Source organism: Pseudomonas sp. IB20 (assembly GCF_009707325.1).
Taxonomy (GTDB): Bacteria; Pseudomonadota; Gammaproteobacteria; order Pseudomonadales; family Pseudomonadaceae; genus Aquipseudomonas.
In genome coordinates, this window is the sequence record NZ_CP046103.1 from 4009004 (window position 1) to 4024963 (window position 15960).

General features: G+C 59.4%; 15 protein-coding genes and 1 pseudogene. 4 read left to right on the plus strand and 12 right to left on the minus strand.

The genetic code is table 11. The features are described from left to right. Positions 1 to 36: 36 nt before the first annotated feature. Positions 37 to 507, plus strand: coding sequence for a MaoC family dehydratase (locus GJU48_RS18690; RefSeq protein ID WP_024077080.1), 471 nt, complete (start codon positions 37 to 39; stop codon positions 505 to 507). A gap of 152 nt (positions 508 to 659) precedes the next feature. Here the strand turns inward: GJU48_RS18690 and GJU48_RS18695 are convergent, their stop codons facing one another. Beyond that, the gene (locus GJU48_RS18695; protein ID WP_094953816.1) at positions 660 to 1127 is read right to left on the minus strand and encodes a ferritin-like domain-containing protein; all 468 of its coding nucleotides are present in this window, start codon (positions 1125 to 1127) and stop codon (positions 660 to 662) included. A gap of 205 nt (positions 1128 to 1332) precedes the next feature. Between GJU48_RS18695 and GJU48_RS18700 the strand changes: the two genes are divergently transcribed. Both GJU48_RS18700 and GJU48_RS18705 read left to right on the plus strand, forming a co-directional pair. Continuing rightward, complete coding sequence (locus GJU48_RS18700) at positions 1333 to 1569, plus strand: DUF3820 family protein (protein WP_003213031.1); 237 nt, start codon at positions 1333 to 1335, stop codon at positions 1567 to 1569. Positions 1570 to 1580: 11 nt separating this feature from the next. After that, the gene (locus GJU48_RS18705; protein ID WP_094953815.1) at positions 1581 to 2756 is read left to right on the plus strand and encodes an aminotransferase class V-fold PLP-dependent enzyme; all 1176 of its coding nucleotides are present in this window, start codon (positions 1581 to 1583) and stop codon (positions 2754 to 2756) included. 206 nt (positions 2757 to 2962) lie between these two features. Here the strand turns inward: GJU48_RS18705 and GJU48_RS18710 are convergent, their stop codons facing one another. Genes GJU48_RS18710 through zwf form a run of 3 tightly spaced genes read right to left on the minus strand, consistent with a single transcriptional unit; the run spans position 2963 to position 5812 of the window. Further along, a complete protein-coding gene (locus GJU48_RS18710) occupies positions 2963 to 3628 on the minus strand; it encodes a bifunctional 4-hydroxy-2-oxoglutarate aldolase/2-dehydro-3-deoxy-phosphogluconate aldolase (protein ID WP_094950854.1) in 666 nt (221 codons plus the stop codon). 17 nt (positions 3629 to 3645) lie between these two features. Beyond that, a complete protein-coding gene (pgl, locus tag GJU48_RS18715) occupies positions 3646 to 4359 on the minus strand; it encodes a 6-phosphogluconolactonase (protein WP_094950853.1) in 714 nt (237 codons plus the stop codon). Next, positions 4346 to 5812, minus strand: coding sequence for a glucose-6-phosphate dehydrogenase (gene zwf, locus GJU48_RS18720; RefSeq protein ID WP_094950852.1), 1467 nt, complete (start codon positions 5810 to 5812; stop codon positions 4346 to 4348). Before zwf ends, pgl begins: the two co-directional genes overlap by 14 nt. Positions 5813 to 6031: 219 nt before the next feature. Between zwf and GJU48_RS18725 the strand changes: the two genes are divergently transcribed. Continuing rightward, a complete protein-coding gene (locus GJU48_RS18725; protein WP_176462929.1) occupies positions 6032 to 6892 on the plus strand; it encodes a MurR/RpiR family transcriptional regulator in 861 nt (286 codons plus the stop codon). 118 nt (positions 6893 to 7010) lie between these two features. On the opposite strand, the gene GJU48_RS18730 is transcribed toward GJU48_RS18725, so the two are convergent. The 8 genes and pseudogenes from GJU48_RS18730 to GJU48_RS18765 all read right to left on the minus strand — a co-directional run. Further along, positions 7011 to 7856, minus strand: a complete 846-nt coding sequence (locus GJU48_RS18730; RefSeq protein WP_094950850.1) for a D-hexose-6-phosphate mutarotase — start codon at positions 7854 to 7856, stop codon at positions 7011 to 7013. A gap of 93 nt (positions 7857 to 7949) precedes the next feature. Then, positions 7950 to 9296 carry a carbohydrate porin gene (locus GJU48_RS18735; protein ID WP_094950849.1) on the minus strand — a complete coding sequence of 449 codons (1347 nt, stop codon included), beginning with the start codon at positions 9294 to 9296 and terminating at the stop codon, positions 7950 to 7952. 84 nt (positions 9297 to 9380) lie between these two features. After that, positions 9381 to 10541, minus strand: coding sequence for an ABC transporter ATP-binding protein (locus tag GJU48_RS18740; RefSeq protein ID WP_094950848.1), 1161 nt, complete (start codon positions 10539 to 10541; stop codon positions 9381 to 9383). A gap of 2 nt (positions 10542 to 10543) precedes the next feature. Beyond that, positions 10544 to 11389, minus strand: a complete 846-nt coding sequence (locus GJU48_RS18745; protein WP_094950847.1) for a carbohydrate ABC transporter permease — start codon at positions 11387 to 11389, stop codon at positions 10544 to 10546. Next, positions 11382 to 12290 carry a carbohydrate ABC transporter permease gene (locus tag GJU48_RS18750; RefSeq protein WP_094950846.1) on the minus strand — a complete coding sequence of 303 codons (909 nt, stop codon included), beginning with the start codon at positions 12288 to 12290 and terminating at the stop codon, positions 11382 to 11384. The genes GJU48_RS18745 and GJU48_RS18750 overlap by 8 nt, the downstream gene beginning before the upstream one ends. Before the next feature lie 89 nt (positions 12291 to 12379). Then, positions 12380 to 13666, minus strand: coding sequence for an ABC transporter substrate-binding protein (locus GJU48_RS18755; RefSeq protein ID WP_094950845.1), 1287 nt, complete (start codon positions 13664 to 13666; stop codon positions 12380 to 12382). A 104-nt stretch (positions 13667 to 13770) separates the two neighbouring features. Beyond that, positions 13771 to 15030: a D-mannose isomerase gene (locus GJU48_RS18760; protein WP_094950844.1), complete on the minus strand. Its 1260-nt coding sequence runs from the start codon at positions 15028 to 15030 to the stop codon at positions 13771 to 13773. 121 nt (positions 15031 to 15151) lie between these two features. Then, positions 15152 to 15955 (minus strand): annotated as a pseudogene (locus GJU48_RS18765) (ATPase); the annotation flags it as partial. Positions 15956 to 15960: the final 5 nt, after the last annotated feature.

Here is a 15960-nt window from a genome sequence, read left to right on the forward strand (position 1 = left end):
GTTACATTACCGATTAGCCACAGGATGCACCTTTAGATGACTCAGGTAACCAACACCCCGTACGAAGCCCTCGAAGTCGGCCAGACCGCCAGTTACAGCAAGACCGTCGAAGAGCGCGATATCCAGTTGTTCGCCGCCATGTCCGGCGACCACAACCCGGTGCACCTGGATGCCGAGTACGCCAAGGCGACCATGTTCAAGGAGCGTATCGCCCACGGTATGTTCAGCGGCGCCCTGATCAGCGCGGCCGTTGCGTGCGAGCTGCCTGGGCCAGGCACTATCTACATCGGCCAGCAGATGACCTTCCAGAAGCCGGTAAAAATCGGCGACACCCTGACCGTGCGTCTGGAAATCCTCGAGAAGCTGCCCAAGTTTCGCGTGCGCATTGCCACCCGCGTGTTCAACCAGCGCGATGAGCTGGTGGTGGACGGCGAGGCGGAAATCCTCGCGCCACGCAAGCAGCAGGTTGTGACGTTGACTGAGCTGCCGCCGATCAGCATTGGCTGATTGCAATCTCGAGGTCGATACCAAGCAAATGTGGGAACGGGCTTGCCCGCGATGTCGGAGTGTCAGTCACTGGATAGAGTGACTGACTCACCGCAATCGCGGGCAAGCCCGCTCCCACATTTTTTTTCACAACAGGTGTTACGCAGCAGGTCTTACGACTGAGCGCGAGCCTGGTTACGCAGGGCTTTCACCTGGTCGTGGTTGCGTTGCGCGCCGTGGAACTGACGTTCAACCAGGTCACGAATGCCCAACAGGTTGTGCTTGTTGATCTTCTCGATCGCTTCTTTGTAAGCCTTCAAGGCATGGTCTTCGCCGCGCTCAGCTTCGTTGAGCACAGCCTCTTCATCTTTGCCGGTGACCAGCGACTTCACGTCCACCCAGCCACGGTGCAGAGCACCGGCAACCGAGCCGGATTTTTCCGGGTCGCCGCCCAACGCTTTCACAGCAGTTTGCAATTCGGCAGCTGCGGTCGCGCAGTCAGCGGAGCGCTTCACAAACAGGGCTTTGAGCTCTGGATGTTTGATATCTTCAGCACAAGTCGCGAAGCCTTTCTGGCCGTCTTTGCTGGTCTCGATCAGGTCGTTCAGTACGGAGATCGATTCTTTATTGATGTCAGTCATTTTTCAATTCCTTGTGCGGGTTAAGAAACGTGTCTTAATGATTGCAGCGCCCGTGCCAGGTTTTGAAAAATTACTTTTTCCTTATATTTCAATAACTTGAAAATTATTGAACCATCTGTATGTACGTTATTTGCATGATCTGTCATTTGGCCTTCATGCAGAATGCCTGTATTTTCCAAGGTCTCGACTCAAACCACTGAAGCCCATGAACCCCGAAAAACTCGAACTGCTGATCACCCGCGAAATGCCCTTCGGCAAGTACAAGGGACGGATCATCGCTGACCTGCCCGGCCCTTACCTGAACTGGTTTGCCCGTGAAGGTTTCCCCCACGGCGAACTGGGCGGGTTGCTGGCACTGATGCAGGAAATCGACCACAACGGCCTGTCCGAACTGCTGGAACCTCTACGGGCAAAACACGGCAAACCCGCCCCCCGTCATTAAGAGCCCACGCCATGCCAAGGAATGCAGATAACGAACTTCACTGGCAGGCCATCGCCCAGCGCTATGCGCTGGAGCCTGGCCCGATCAACCTGGAAAACGGCTACTTTGGGCGCATGAGCCGCGCGGTAAGCGCGCAGTACCTGGAGCACGTTGCGTTTATCAACCGCAGCAACTCGCTGTATGTGCGCCAGCGCTTCGAGCAAGGTGAACATGTCGAGATCCGCCGCCAACTGGCCGGGTTGATCGATGCCGACCCCGAGGCGGTCGCCTTCACCCGCAATGCCACCGAAGCCTTGCAGTCGCTGATCCGTAACTACAACTGCCTGCAACCGGGCGATCAGGTGCTGATCAGCGACCTGGAGTACGACACGGTCAAAGGCGCAATGCGCTGGTTGGCGGGCTATCGCGGTGTAGAGGTTATTGAGATTTCCCGCACTCACCCGGCCAGTTTCGACAGCCTGGTGCAGGCCTATCGCGATACGTTCGCTCAGTACCCGCGCCTCAAGCTGATGGCCCTGACCCATGTCACCCATCGCACCGGGCTGGTGATGCCGGTGGAGGCGATTTCCCAGGCCGCGCGTGAGCATGGCGTCGATGTGATCCTCGATGGCGCCCACGCCCTGGGCCAGATCGACTTCAACCTCGCGCAGCTGGGTATTCAATTCGCCGGCTTCAATTTGCATAAATGGATCGGCGCGCCGCTGACCCTTGGCTTTCTGTATATAGCACCGGAACGCCTGGCCGATATTGACCCGGACATGGGCGAATTTCATTACCCGGCCACCGATGTACGCGCGCGTACGTCCTACAGCACACCGAATTTTCCGGCGCTGATGACCTTGCCGCTGGTGCTGGAAGAACACCGCGCCTTGGGTGGCTCGGCCGCTAAAGGTGCGCGGGTCAATTACCTGCGGGATCTGTGGGTGAGCCCGGTGCGGCCGTTGCCGGGGGTTGAGGTACTGACGCCGGATGATCCACGCCTGTATTGCGGGATCACTGCGTTCAAGTTCACAGGGCGGGATCAGCAGGCGATGGTGGACCGGTTGCTCAAGGAGCATGGCGTGTTTACCACCCTTCGAACGGGTGCGGCGTTTGGCACCTGTATTCGAGTGACGCCGGGGCTGGTGACGTCGGCGGCGGATATCAATGTGTTGATCAACGCGATTACCGAACTCAACAAAGATTAAAACTGTGGGCGCTGGCTTGCCTGCGATGGCGTGTGGTGGGTCAGCCACATTGCAGTGGCAGTTACACCGCTATCGCAGGCAAGCCAGCTCCCACAACTGATCGGCGTTGAATTCAAGTTTTTCTACAGGCAAAAAAAAGCGGCACACCGACCAAGTGCGCCGCAAAAATGCCGTTAAGCACAGCAACAACGATTCGGTAAATCAGCTCAATCCAGCAGCGCCAGCGCCTGTGCGGTGACTTCTTGGATACGGGCCCAGTCGCCGTTCTTGACCCATTGCGGATCGAGCATCCAGCTACCGCCCACGCACATCACGTTTTTCAACGCCATGTAGCTCTTGATGTTGGCCGGGCCAACGCCGCCGGTTGGGCAGAATTTCACTTCGCCGAACGGGCCGCCCAGGGCCTTGATAGCCGCTACGCCACCGCTGACTTCAGCCGGGAACAGCTTAAAGCGGCGATAACCCAAGCCATAGCCTTCCATGATGCCGGAGGCATTGCTGATGCCCGGCAGCAGCGGGATCGGGCTATGCACCGAGGCTTCCAGCAGGTCGCGGGTAATGCCTGGGGTGACGATGAATTGCGAGCCGGCTACTTCCGCCGCTTCGAGCATGTGACGGTCGAGCACGGTGCCGGCACCGGTGCACAGTTCAGGGCGTTGCTCGCGCAGTACCTGAATAGCCTTGAGGCCGAACTCGGAACGCAGGGTCACTTCCAATGCGGTCAAACCGCCCGCGGCCAGGGCATCGGCCAGCGGCAAGATGTCCTGTTCGCGGGCGATGGTGATCACCGGCAGGATCCGCGCCTTGGCGCAGAGGCTGTCGATCAAGGCAACTTTTTCCGCCATGGACACGGTCGGTTGAGGGCTTTTCATAGCGGCTGATCCTTGGCTCATGGGCACCAGTAAATCTCTAAAGTAGGTTGCAAAAACGCGCGAATCGGCATGGCAGCAACGTCGTCACTGGCCAGCGCGGCGCTCAAGGTGGTCAATTTCGAGCTGCCGGCAATCGACAGCACGGTGTAGTGGGCCGTGGCGAGCAACGCGCGACTCATGGTCAGGCGCTGGTGCGGCACGGTCGGCGCCAGCATCGGCCAGCAACGGCGGGTACCGTCGGCCTGCAGGGCTTCGGTGAGGTTCGGGCTGTTGGGAAACAGCGACGCGGTGTGGCCGTCATCGCCCATGCCCAGTACCAGCACATCAATGGCTGACAACTCTGCCAACTGGCGGTCGGCCAGTTCGGCGGCGTCTTCAAGGTTCGCGGCAACGTTGTACAGGCTGAGGAACGTGGCCTTGGCTGCCGGGCCTTGCAGCAAATACTTCTTCAACAGGCCAGCATTGCTGTCGGCGTGCTCTACCGGCACCCAGCGCTCGTCGGCCAGGGTGATGGTGACCTTGGACCAGTCCAGGCTCTGCTTGGCCAGGTTCTGGAAAAACGCCACGGGGCTGCGGCCACCGGACACGACCAGGGTGGCCTCGCCACGGGCACTGATGGCCCCGCGCAGTTGCTCGGCCACGTCATTGGCCAGGCCGTCCGCCAGCAGCACGGGCGTACGGTACTCATGGGCAGTCACACCCTGAGGCAGTTTCAATTCAGATATCGCCATACCACGACCTCCCATCCCGCGTGATCAGTGCAATCGAGCTCATCGGCCCCCAGGACCCAGCCGCATACGGCTTGGGCGCATCACCGGATTTTTTCCACCCGGCGATCAACTGGTCACACCACTTCCACGCGGCTTCGATTTCATCTTTGCGAACAAACAGGTTCTGATTGCCGCGCATCACTTCCAGCAACAACCGCTCGTAGGCATCAGGGATGCGCGCGCTGCGGTAGGTGTCGGAAAAATTCAGTTGCAGCGGGCCGCTGCGCAGTTGCATGCCCTTGTCCAGGCCCTGCTCCTTGGTCATCACACGCAAGGAAATACCTTCGTCCGGTTGCAGGCGGATGATCAGCTTGTTGCTGATCTGCAGGCGCTGCTCGGGGGCGAAGATGTAGTGGGACGGTTCCTTGAAGTGGATAACGATCTGCGACAGCTTTTGCGGCATACGCTTGCCGGTACGCAAGTAGAACGGCACCCCGGCCCAACGCCAGTTGCGGATATCGGCACGCAGGGCAACGAACGTCTCGGTGTCGCTCTGGGTGTTGGAATTCTCTTCTTCCAGGTAACCCGGCACCGGCTTGCCGGCGCTGTAGCCGGCGATGTACTGGCCACGTACCACTTGGGTGGTCAGGCCGTCTGGGCTGATCGGCGCCAGGGCCTTGAGCACCTTGACCTTCTCGTCGCGGATGCTGTCGGCGGACAAGTCGGCCGGCGGGTCCATGGCGATCAGGCACAGCAGCTGCAGCAGGTGGTTCTGGATCATGTCGCGCAGCTGACCGGCTTTGTCGAAGTAACCCCAACGGCCCTCAATACCCACCTGCTCGGCCACGGTGATTTCCACGTGGGAGATGTAGTTTTGGTTCCACTGGGTTTCAAACAGGCTATTGGCGAAACGCAGCGCAATAAGGTTCTGGACGGTTTCTTTGCCCAGGTAGTGGTCGATGCGGTAGGTGCGGTTTTCCGGGAAAAACTGCGCCACGGCGTCGTTGACTTTGCGCGACGACTCCAGGTCCGAACCGATGGGTTTTTCCAGGACGACGCGGGTGTTTTCCGCCAGGCCGACCTTGGACAAGTTCTCGCAGATCGCGCCGTACACCGCCGCCGGGGTGGCGAAGTAGGCAATCAGGCGCTGTTCGGTGCCGGCGCTCTCTGCCAGGGCGACGTAGTCGTCAGCCTTCAGGAAGTCGACGTGCAGGTACGTCAGGCGAGCCAGGAAACGCTGGGCGATGGTTTCGTCCAGTTCCTTGCCGACGTATTTACGCAGTTCTTTTTCGATATGCGCCAAGTGCTGCTGCTCGGAGCCGGCTTCACGGGCCAGGGCCAGGATGCGCGTGTCGTCGTGCAGCAGGCCTGCGCCATCGAGTTGATAGAGGGCAGGAAATAACTTGCGCAGCGCCAGATCACCCAACGCGCCAAACAGGGCAAAGGTGCAGGGTTCTACGGTTATCGAAGGCATGATGTTTGTTCTTTTATCAAGTTAAGCTACAAATACCTTTTTTCAAGGCATCACTCAAGGAAAAATGTAGTAATAACCACAACATTTTCCCAAAATATGCATTCCGAGTGGTGGTGTTCAGCTACCCTCAGTAGGATAGGCCACCGCAAAGGGCCACTCGTCGATTGGTTACCGCCCTATAGTTGCATCGTCGCCCGAAGGAAAGACTGAATGGACCGCGTGCGAAATCTTCTGGAACAAATCCGGAACCGCCTCGAAGAATTGAACAAGGCTGAGAAAAAAGTCGCCGAGGTCATCCTGCTCAACCCGCAGCAGGCGACCCGCTTCTCGATCGCAGCCCTCGCCCAAGCCGCCTCGGTCAGTGAACCGACGGTCAACCGTTTCTGCCGTTCGTTCGGCGTCAGCGGTTACCCTGAACTTAAATTGCAGCTGGCGCAAAGTTTGGCCAGTGGTGCGGCGTATGTCAGCCGCGCCGTGGAGGCCGATGATAACCCTGAGGCCTACACCCAGAAGATCTTTGGCAGTGCCATTGCGTCACTGGACAGCGCCTGCCAAGCCTTGGACCCGGCGCTGATCAGCAAGGCCGTAGACCTGTTGATCCAAGCGCGGCAGATCCACTTCTTCGGCCTGGGCGCCTCGGCGCCGGTGGCCATGGATGCGCTGCACAAATTCTTCCGCTTCAACCTGGCCGTGACCGCACACGCCGACGTGCTGATGCAGCGCATGCTCGCGTCGGTGGCGCATACGGGTGAGCTGTTCGTGATTATTTCCTACACCGGACGTACCCGTGAGCTGGTGGAAGTGGCGCGTATCGCGCGGGAAAACGGCGCATCGGTACTGGGCGTAACCGCCGAGAACTCGCCGCTGGCCAAGGCCAGTACGGTGAGCCTGAACATTCCGCTGCCGGAAGACACCGACATCTACATGCCGATGACGTCGCGGATTATCCAGCTGACGGTGCTGGATGTGCTGGCAACGGGCATGACGTTGCGCCGTGGCGTGGATTTCCAGCCGCATTTGCGCAAGATCAAAGAGAGTTTGAATGACAGCCGGTATCCGGTTGGGGATGAGTTTAACTAGTTCCAGATCGTTCCTACGCCCTGCGTGGGAATGCATCCAGTGACGCTCTGCGTACCCACTGGAATGCATTCCACTGTGGGAGCCGGGCTTGCCCGCGATGAGGCCATAAGCCACACCGCTAAACCCCAGCCCTGGCCTGCAGACTCAAATGCGCCCTCTCCCCCGGCGCCAAACTGGCCCCAGCCATCGCCGACTCCACGCACACAAACCCCGACGCCTCGTTGAAGCTCACGCCCAACAGTGGCCGGCTGCCCGGGTGCCACACCACCGTGTCGGCACTGTCGCCAGTATCAATGCACAGCTCGCGCTGCCAGGCATGGTCTTTGAGGTGCAGCTCGCCGTCATGCTGGAACACTCGCTGGCAACCGCCGTCCACGCGTAACTCGCCTTCCTGCTGGCAAACCTGGCGATTGAGCTGGTCATAACCTTGCGCTCCATCGAGCCCAGACAGCGCTATCTCACCGACATTGCCGATCCGCCAATAAGCGTGCAAAGCATGGCTCAGCTGGCACGGCAACTCGTCCTGATGCTCTGTGCACAGGCGCAGTTCCAGGGTTTCGCCCAGGTGCGCGTGCAGGTCGACCTGCCAGTCGCACAGCTGCAATTGCCAATGCAGGCGCACGCCATCGTCGTCGGTACTGCTGTCGAGCAGTTTCCAATCAATCAGCCGCGCCCAGCCATGGGACGGCCACGCGTTTTCACTCGGGTGGCGCCCATACCATGGCCAGCACACCGGCACGCCGCCACGGATGGCGCCGACTTGCGGCCACTTGGCCGCGCACCACAGCCAGGGTTTCTGGCCACGGGGCTGAAAATGCAGCAGTTGCGCGCCCTGGCGACTGAACACCGCCTGGCACAGCGGATGGTCGATCACCAACACATCGCGCATCTGAAAGCGCTCCCAGGCGAACACCGGACGCTCGCGCAGGGATTTGAAAAAACGTTGCAGCGGATGCTCATGCATGTGCCACGGTCGATTCGTGCTGCCCAAAAAAAAGCGGATAGCCATGGCTATCCGCGAAATGCGCACAGAGAGAAGGAGCTTATCGCAACAGCGTTAGAACGTAGACTGAATTTTCAGGCCCGCTACCAGCGCGTTGTCGACTTGGTTCACGCCACCTGGGTGGACGACGTATTGCAAGTTAGGACGCACGGTCAGCCAATTGGTGACGTGGACGCCATAGTTGAGCTCGACGTTGTACTCGGTGTTACGCAGTGGCGCGTAACCCAGTTGGTCGTAATCGGTGAAGCCGCCAGCGGCATTGAGCAACTCGGCGTTTTTCTTCACGTCACTGTTGGCATGGATACGCGCAACACCGATACCGATGTCATCTTTGGCGCGCGCGTCGAATGGGCCTTTATACACAAGCATCAGCGACTGGTAGTTGTCGACGACGTTGGTGTCTTTGTCATGGAAGGTCACGTTGGCCGCGATGTTCAAGCCGCGTGAAGCGTCGCCATTGTGCGTGGTGAGCTGCTGTTGCAGAACGCCCCAGTAGCCGCTCTTGCTGCTACGAACGCGGAAGGCCGCGCCGGTGGTACCAGCGTCGTTACCGTTGACGTCTTCACGTACGTCGGTAGCGTCGGCGGTGCTCTTGTAGTAACCCACACGGTATTCGCCCGGCAGGCCATTGACCTTCGGCGACCAGACCAATTCCACCGGCAATACGGTGCCCTTGGTGCCACTGCCGCTGAGTTTGAAGCCGTTGCCGTGCTCCAGTTGCGATGGGTTCTGGTTGTAAGCACCGATTTGCGCATACAGCTCAGGCGTGATGTTGTACTTCACGCGGATCGCGGCCTGGCTGACCGGCCAGTTGTACCAGGTGTTAACGTAGTTACCCACTTGCGAGCCGCAGAACGACAGGTTCTGGAAGTCGCATGGGAAGGTGTTGAAGTCTTCGCCTTCACCGAAGTAACCGAGTTTGACGTCCAACTTGTTGTCGAACATCTGGTGCTGAATCCAGAACTGGGTCAGACGCACCATGTGGCCTCGGCCATCAACTTCTTGAGACGAACTCAAGGTGCCGGCACGCGGGTCACCAATACGGTCATTGGAAATGTTCGCGCCGTTACGATTGGTGAGTTGGATCTTGGCCTGGGTGTTATCCCAGCCAAACAGCTTTTGCAGATCCAGTGCTACGCCCAGGCCGAACTGGTCAGCGTAACGGGCAGTTTTGTCGTCGTTGTAGCCGCCGCGCAGGTTGGCGCCCACTTCCCCAACGTAGTCAGCCTTGATGTCGATACCTTGCTCGATGAGCTTGGTCCGCTCGCCGCCCCAATCGCCGGTCATCCACTTGGAGTCGGCGCTGAATGCATCGGCCGCCATCGCATTGGCGGACAATACCAGGGCTGCTGCTGCTGACAGTTGGCAGATCAGCCGGGTGTTGTTGTGTTGCTTTTTCATCCCTACATCCTCGTCTTTATTGTTATTAAACTGTTTTTATCTAACGCGGGTTACATTTTTATCTAAAACAACAACTTATCTGCATTAGCGGCCTTTGAATTGGGCCACATTGTCGGCATGCCCGTGTGCAGGCAATGAAGCAGCAGCGCCCAGGCGCTCGCCGGTTTTGGCGTCGAACAGCAAGACCTTGGCCGGGTCGAACTGCAGGGTCAGGGTCTCGCCCACCTGCGGTGCCACGTCGGGTGCCAGGCGGCAGCAGACTTTGGTGTCGTTGAGTTGCACGAATACCAGGGTGTCCGGGCCAGTCGGCTCGGTGACCTGGACTTCGGCACGAATGCTCGACGAACCATTACCTTCACCCGCCGCCAACACGATCTGCTCCGGGCGCAGGCCCAGGATCACGTCACGGTCTTCAAGGCCGGTGTCATTCATGCTCAGCGGCAGCTCGCAACGGGCCTGGCCGCTGTCGAGCAGCGCCACCAGATGACCGTCCTTGCGCTGCAGGCGCAAAGGAATGAAGTTCATCGGAGGTGAACCGATAAAACTTGCCACAAAAAGGTTGGCCGGGTCGTTGTAGATCTCTTTCGGCGTGCCGAACTGCTGGATGATGCCGTCCTTCATCACCGCCACTTTGTCGCCCAGGGTCATCGCTTCGATCTGATCGTGGGTGACGTAGACAGTGGTGGTTTTCAAGCGCTGGTGCATCAGCTTCATTTCGGTGCGCATCTCGACGCGCAGCTTGGCGTCGAGGTTGGACAGCGGTTCGTCGAACAGGTAGATCTTCGGCCGACGCGCCAGGGCGCGGCCCATGGCAACACGCTGTTGCTGGCCACCGGACAGTTGGCCTGGCTTGCGGTTAAGCAGGTGCTCGATCTGCAGCAGCTTGGCCACGCGCGCCACTTCGGCGTCGATATCCGCCTGAGGCATCTTGCGGATTTTGAGGCCGAACTCGATGTTCTCGCGCACGCTCATGGTCGGGTACAGGGCGTAGGACTGGAACACCATGGCGATGTCACGGTCCTTGGGGCTCATGCCGCTCACATCCTGATCACCGATCATGATGGCGCCGCCGGTAATGGTTTCCAGACCGGCGATGCAGTTCATCAGCGTGGACTTACCACACCCCGAAGGGCCGACCAGGATCAGGAATTCGCCTTCCTTGATCGACAGTTCGATGTTCTTCAAGGTGTCGGGCAGGCCGGCGCCATAGGTCTTGTTTACATTGCGAAGTTCAAGCGTAGCCATGATTACCCCTTGACCGCGCCGGCCGTGAGGCCGCGCACGAAATACTTGCCTGCGATCACATAGACCAGCAGGGTCGGCAGCCCGGCGATCATCGCCGCCGCCATATCCACGTTATATTCCTTGGCCCCGGTGCTGGTGTTGACCAGGTTGTTCAGCGCCACCGTGATGGGCTGCGAGTCGCCGCTGGAGAACACCACACCGAACAGGAAGTCGTTCCAGATCTGGGTGAACTGCCAGATCAGGCAGACCATGATGATCGGCGTCGACATCGGCAGAATGATCAGCCGGAAGATGGTGAAGAACCCTGCACCGTCCAGTCGTGCCGCCTTGATCAGCGCATCCGGAATGCTGACGTAGTAGTTACGAAAGAACAGTGTGGTAAATGCCAGCCCGTAGACCACGTGCACAAACACCAGGCCGGTGGTGGTGCTGGCCAGGCCCATCTTGCCGAGGGTGAAAGAGGCCGGCAGCAGCACGGTCTGGAACGGCAGGAAGCAGCCGAACAACAGCAGGCCGAAGAACAGCTGCGAACCACGGAAGCGCCAGAACGACAGCACGTAGCCGTTCAATGCGCCGATGGCAGTGGAAATCAGCACCGCCGGAACGGTGATCTTGATCGAGTTCCAGAAGTAGCCATCGACGGTGGCCCAAGCTTTTACCCAGCCGATGCCGGTGACCACGGTGGGCCAGCTCAGCAGGTTGCCGGTGCTGATGTCTTCCGGGGTCTTGAAGCTGGTCAACAGCATCACCACCAGCGGCACCAGGTACAGCAGCACAGCAAGGATCAGCACCGTGTAGATCGCGATGCGACTCAGGCTGATGGTTGGTTTGGAAGCGAGACTAGTCATTACGCTTGGTCCTCAGCTCGGAGTACAGGTAAGGCACGATGATCGCGAGGATCGCACCGAGCATCAGGATTGCACTGGCAGAGCCCATGCCCATCTGGCCACGACTGAAGGTGAACGAGTACATGAACATCGCGGGCAAGTCGGACGAGTAGCCCGGGCCACCGGCGGTCATTGCCGCAACCAAGTCGAAGCTCTTGATGGCGATGTGCGCCAGGATCATCACCGCACTGAAGAACACCGGACGCAGGCTTGGCAGTACCACGCTCCAGTAGATACGCGGCAGGCTCGCGCCGTCTATCTGGGCGGCACGGATGATCGACTGATCAACGCCACGCAGGCCAGCGAGGAACATCGCCATGATGAAGCCGGAGGCTTGCCACACGGCAGCAATCACCAGGCAATACACAACGCGGTCCGGGTCGATCAGCCAATCCAAGCGGAAGCCTTCCCAGCCCCAGTCACGCAGGAGTTTGTCCAGGCCCATGCCCGGGTTGAGCAGCCATTTCCAGGCAGTACCGGTGACGATCATCGAGAGCGCCATCGGGTACAGGTAAATGGTGCGAATAAAACCTTCGCGCCGGATTTTCTGGTCGAGGAAAATCGCCAGGGTCACGCCAATCACCAAGGTGATGCCGATAAACATCCCGCCAAAAACAGCCAGGTTCTTGCTCGCTACCCACCAGCGGTCGTTGTCGAACAACCGCGCGTATTGCGCAAGCCCCGCCCATTTGTAGCTTGGCAGGAACGTGGAAGTGGTGAACGACAGAACGAACGTCCACAGGATGTAGCCATAAAAGCCCACCAGCACGATGAGCATGCTGGGCGCCAGCACCAGTTTAGGGAGCCAGCGCTGCAGTGCATCGAACGGCGAGGCCTTGCTGAACACAGCAACAGAACTCATGGGAAAATCCAGTACAGAGAAAAGGACTACAGGAACAAGCCTTGTGAGGGGTCAGGGGGTTTCCCCTCACAAGGACCAGCTGCTAACCGTTACTTGGCAGACTTGATCGCAGCGCCGAGTTTCTTGGCGGTGTCGGCCGGGTCGGCTTTCGGGTCGTTGATGAAGTTGGTCACGACATCAAAGAACGCACCTTGCACAGCCAGGGTGGTGGCCATGTTGTGCGCCATGCTTGGCTGCAGGCCGCCGGTTTTGGCGTCTGCCAGGAAGTCTTTGGCTGCGGTCTGGGCGCAGGAGTCGAACCCGTACGATTCCATTTTGTTCAGCATGTCGACCCGAACCGGAATCGAGCCTTTGTTGATGCTGAAGACTTTCTGGAAGTTCTCACCCAGCACGACTTTGGCGATGTCCTGCTGACCGGCAGCAGTGCCTTTGTCTTTCTGCTTGAACACCGCCAGGGAGTCGATGTTGTAGGTGAAGGCTTTGTCGGTGCCTGGGAAGGCTACGCACTCGTAGTCTTTACCGGCGACTTTCTTGGCGGCAGTCCACTCGGACTTGGCCCAGTCACCCATGATCTGCATGCCGGCCTTGCCGTTGATGACCTTGCCTGCTTCGAGGTTCCAGTCCTGGCCTTTGCCGTCGACGTCCATGTAGGTCGCGACTTTCTTCAGCTCGGTCAGGGACTTGACCATTTCAGGACCGGTCAGCGCAGCGTTATCCAGGTCGACCAGGGCTTTCTTGTAGCCATCAGCCCCCATCACCGACAGTACGACCGCTTCGAATACGGTGCTGTCCTGCCAAGGCTGGCCACCGTGGGCGAGCGCAATGAAGCCCGCGGCCTTGAGCTTGTCACCGGCTGCGTAGAATTCTTCGAGGGTGGTCGGGTTCTTGGTGATACCGGCTTTCTTGAAGACTTCCGGGTTGATCCACAGCCAGTTAACGCGGTGGATGTTGACCGGTACGGCGACGTAGTCACCTTCGTACTTCACGGTGTCGGAGACTTTCTTGTCGAGCAGGGAGTCCCACTTTTCTTCTTTGGCGACGTCTTTGAGCACGTCGGTGTCGAGCAAGCCGGTGGACGCCCATTCCTGGATGTCGGGGCCTTTGATCTGGGCAACGCCGGGTGGGTTGCCGGCGACTGCGCGGCTTTTCAGCACAGTCATCGCGGTGGCACCACCGCCACCTGCGACGGCACCGTCTTTCCAGGTGAAGCCGTCTTTTTCAACTTGGGCCTTCAGGACATCTACAGCCGCCTTTTCACCGCCGGAGGTCCACCAATGCACAACTTCAACCGTCCCTTTCGAGTCGGCGGCAAATGCACTGAGGGGAAACAACGAGGCAATGGAAATAGCAACGGCGAGGCGATTAATCGCGTTCATCTGAGTACCTTTTCTTGTTGTTATGCATGCAAGTCTAGAGCTTGCGCTGCACGGAGTTTAAACAGGGATTTTCCAGGCGCAGGTAACAAAGGGACGTACAAATGTCACCACTTGGTGACATAGCAGCCCTGCCCTAACGCACTGGTCATGCTGGGTGACAAGGGTAGCGCAGGCAGCACCACCGCTTGCCAGGCGTGATAAAGGTCCGGTTTACCGCCCCAGATCTTGCTGCTGGGTTGGTTGTGTGGGCTGAGTTCGTGGTGCCAGCTGCCACGGATGCGGTCGATAAAGTGGCTTTCGCAGAACTCCCAGAACCGCCGATACCAGGTTTCGTAATGCAGCTCACCGGTGCGCTTGAGCAACGCTTGGGCGGCGGCGCTGGCTTCGGCATGGGTCCAGTGCAGGCGCTCGCGCACCACCGGGCGGTGGTTCCAGTCCAGGGTGTAGACGATGCCGGGCGCACCATCTACGGCCCAGGCGTATTCGCAGGCGCTGGCGAACAGGCCTTGAGCATCGGTTACCAGCCAGTCCGGCGTGGCCAACCCGGCTTGCAGGCGCGCGGCTTCCAGGTGCAGCACCAGCCGCGCCCATTCAAAACCGTGGCCGGGGGTGATGCCATAAGGGCGGAAACCGTCGGCAGGGTTGTCTTCGTTGTAGCCGAGCAGTGGCTTCCAGTGGGCGTCGAAGTGCTCAATGACCATGAACTGGTTGCCGGCGGCGTGGGTGTGGATAACACGTTCGACGATGCGCAATGCGCGGTCGAGCCAGCGCGTGTCACCGGTCACATCGGCCAGGGCCAGGAATGCTTCGGTGGCGTGCATGTTGCTGTTGGCGCCGCGATAAGCCTCAACACCGCTCCAGCCCTGGGCAAAGGATTCGAGCATGACGCCTTCCTCCTCGCTCCAGAAGAACTGGTCGATGATGTGCACGGCGTCGTTCAAGAGGTTTTGTGCACCGGGCGCGCCCGCCACCACCGCCGAACTGGCGGCCAGGGCGACGAACGCATGCAGGTAAGCGGCCTTGCCACGGTTGCCATCCACGGCATGGGGCGCGGCAAACCAACCGCCGTGCTCGCTATCGCGTAATGGCCCGCTGAGCGCCGCAACGCCGTGCGCCACCAGGTCGGCATAACCGGGCAACCCCATGGCGTGGGCCATGGCGAAGCTGTGGGTCATGCGGGCGGTGTTCATGGTTTCGGCGTGGGCATCGGCCGGCAGTTGGCCGTTGTCGTCGAGGTTGCCGAAGCCATCTGGCAGGCGCGAGGCCTTGGCGAATGCTAGCAGGCGCAGGCCTTCGTGGGCGAGCCAAGTGTGATGGGCAGGTGCGTTCAGCCAACTGCTGGCAGGCAGTGGTTGCGTGGTCATAGGTAGCCCTTATTATTTTTTATGGGATGACCGGAGTCTAAACAAGGGTGAGATCAGGGCAAGTAACGAAGGGGAACGGAAATGTCACCAGCCGGTGACAATTCAAAAGATGGTCCCTGATCTTCGCTGGCGCGTTGAGCTGTTGCTGCAGGTTTTGCACTTGGCTTTGCAGGGTGGTGATATTGCGCGTGGTCTGGATGCGGAACACATCAAACTCTTTATTGGTCGGCGCATCGCTGTTAACCGTCGGGTTGTCCTGCGCGCTTTTGAGCACCACGAGGTCCTGTTCCAGGCGGGCAATGGCCGCGCTCGGGTTGCCCTGTTTCTTCAGGGTGGCCACGTCGGCAGACAGATCCTTGACTTCACCTTGCGCCGCTTTGAGGGTTGCCACTGCGTCGGTCAGCGCCTGCACCTGGCCCTGCAACTTGGCATTCGCGCTCGACAGGTCGGCGGTGCTGGCGGTCATTTGTGCCAGGCGCTGGTCCAGTTCGGAGGCCTGGCCGGCGACGCCGACCTGCTGCTTGCCTTGCTCCTGTAACTGCGCTTCCAACTGCTTGATCTGCAACTTGAGCGCTTCACTGCCGTTGTTCACGCTGGCTTGGCTGGCCACCACCTTGCCGGAAATATCCTGCAGGCGCCCCGCCGCTTCTTCGCTGATGCGCGCAAAGCTTTCCTGGGTAGCGACCAATTGCTGGCCCATCAGGGAAATCTGCTGGAAGCTCCACCAGGCAAGACCCGCAAAGGCGATCAACAGCGCGCCGACCAAAGCCCACAGCGGGCCGGTGCTGGCGCTCTTGACCTTGACCACCTTCGGATTGCGCGAGCGCACCGACGTGGCGGGGCTCGGCTCGAAATCATCATCGTCCCCGATGTCGGCCCGCAGGCTGGGAACGTTGTCGAAATCGTCTTTAGCATCGTTACGCATGAATC

Excerpts from the sequence above, each read along its gene's own strand:
- GJU48_RS18750 (WP_094950846.1), bottom strand. The coding sequence starts at position 12,290 with ATGAGTTCTGTTGCTGTGTTCAGCAAGGCCTCGCCGTTCGATGCACTG.
- GJU48_RS18735 (WP_094950849.1), bottom strand. The coding sequence starts at position 9,296 with ATGAAAAAGCAACACAACAACACCCGGCTGATCTGCCAACTGTCAGCA.
- GJU48_RS18755 (WP_094950845.1), bottom strand. The coding sequence starts at position 13,666 with ATGAACGCGATTAATCGCCTCGCCGTTGCTATTTCCATTGCCTCGTTG.
- GJU48_RS18710 (WP_094950854.1), bottom strand. The coding sequence starts at position 3,628 with ATGAAAAGCCCTCAACCGACCGTGTCCATGGCGGAAAAAGTTGCCTTG.
- GJU48_RS18690 (WP_024077080.1), top strand. The coding sequence starts at position 37 with ATGACTCAGGTAACCAACACCCCGTACGAAGCCCTCGAAGTCGGCCAG.
- GJU48_RS18700 (WP_003213031.1), top strand. The coding sequence starts at position 1,333 with ATGAACCCCGAAAAACTCGAACTGCTGATCACCCGCGAAATGCCCTTC.
- pgl (WP_094950853.1), bottom strand. The coding sequence starts at position 4,359 with ATGGCGATATCTGAATTGAAACTGCCTCAGGGTGTGACTGCCCATGAG.
- GJU48_RS18745 (WP_094950847.1), bottom strand. The coding sequence starts at position 11,389 with ATGACTAGTCTCGCTTCCAAACCAACCATCAGCCTGAGTCGCATCGCG.
- GJU48_RS18760 (WP_094950844.1), bottom strand. The coding sequence starts at position 15,030 with ATGACCACGCAACCACTGCCTGCCAGCAGTTGGCTGAACGCACCTGCC.
- GJU48_RS18705 (WP_094953815.1), top strand. The coding sequence starts at position 1,581 with ATGCCAAGGAATGCAGATAACGAACTTCACTGGCAGGCCATCGCCCAG.
- GJU48_RS18730 (WP_094950850.1), bottom strand. The coding sequence starts at position 7,856 with ATGCATGAGCATCCGCTGCAACGTTTTTTCAAATCCCTGCGCGAGCGT.
- zwf (WP_094950852.1), bottom strand. The coding sequence starts at position 5,812 with ATGCCTTCGATAACCGTAGAACCCTGCACCTTTGCCCTGTTTGGCGCG.
- GJU48_RS18695 (WP_094953816.1), bottom strand. The coding sequence starts at position 1,127 with ATGACTGACATCAATAAAGAATCGATCTCCGTACTGAACGACCTGATC.
- GJU48_RS18740 (WP_094950848.1), bottom strand. The coding sequence starts at position 10,541 with ATGGCTACGCTTGAACTTCGCAATGTAAACAAGACCTATGGCGCCGGC.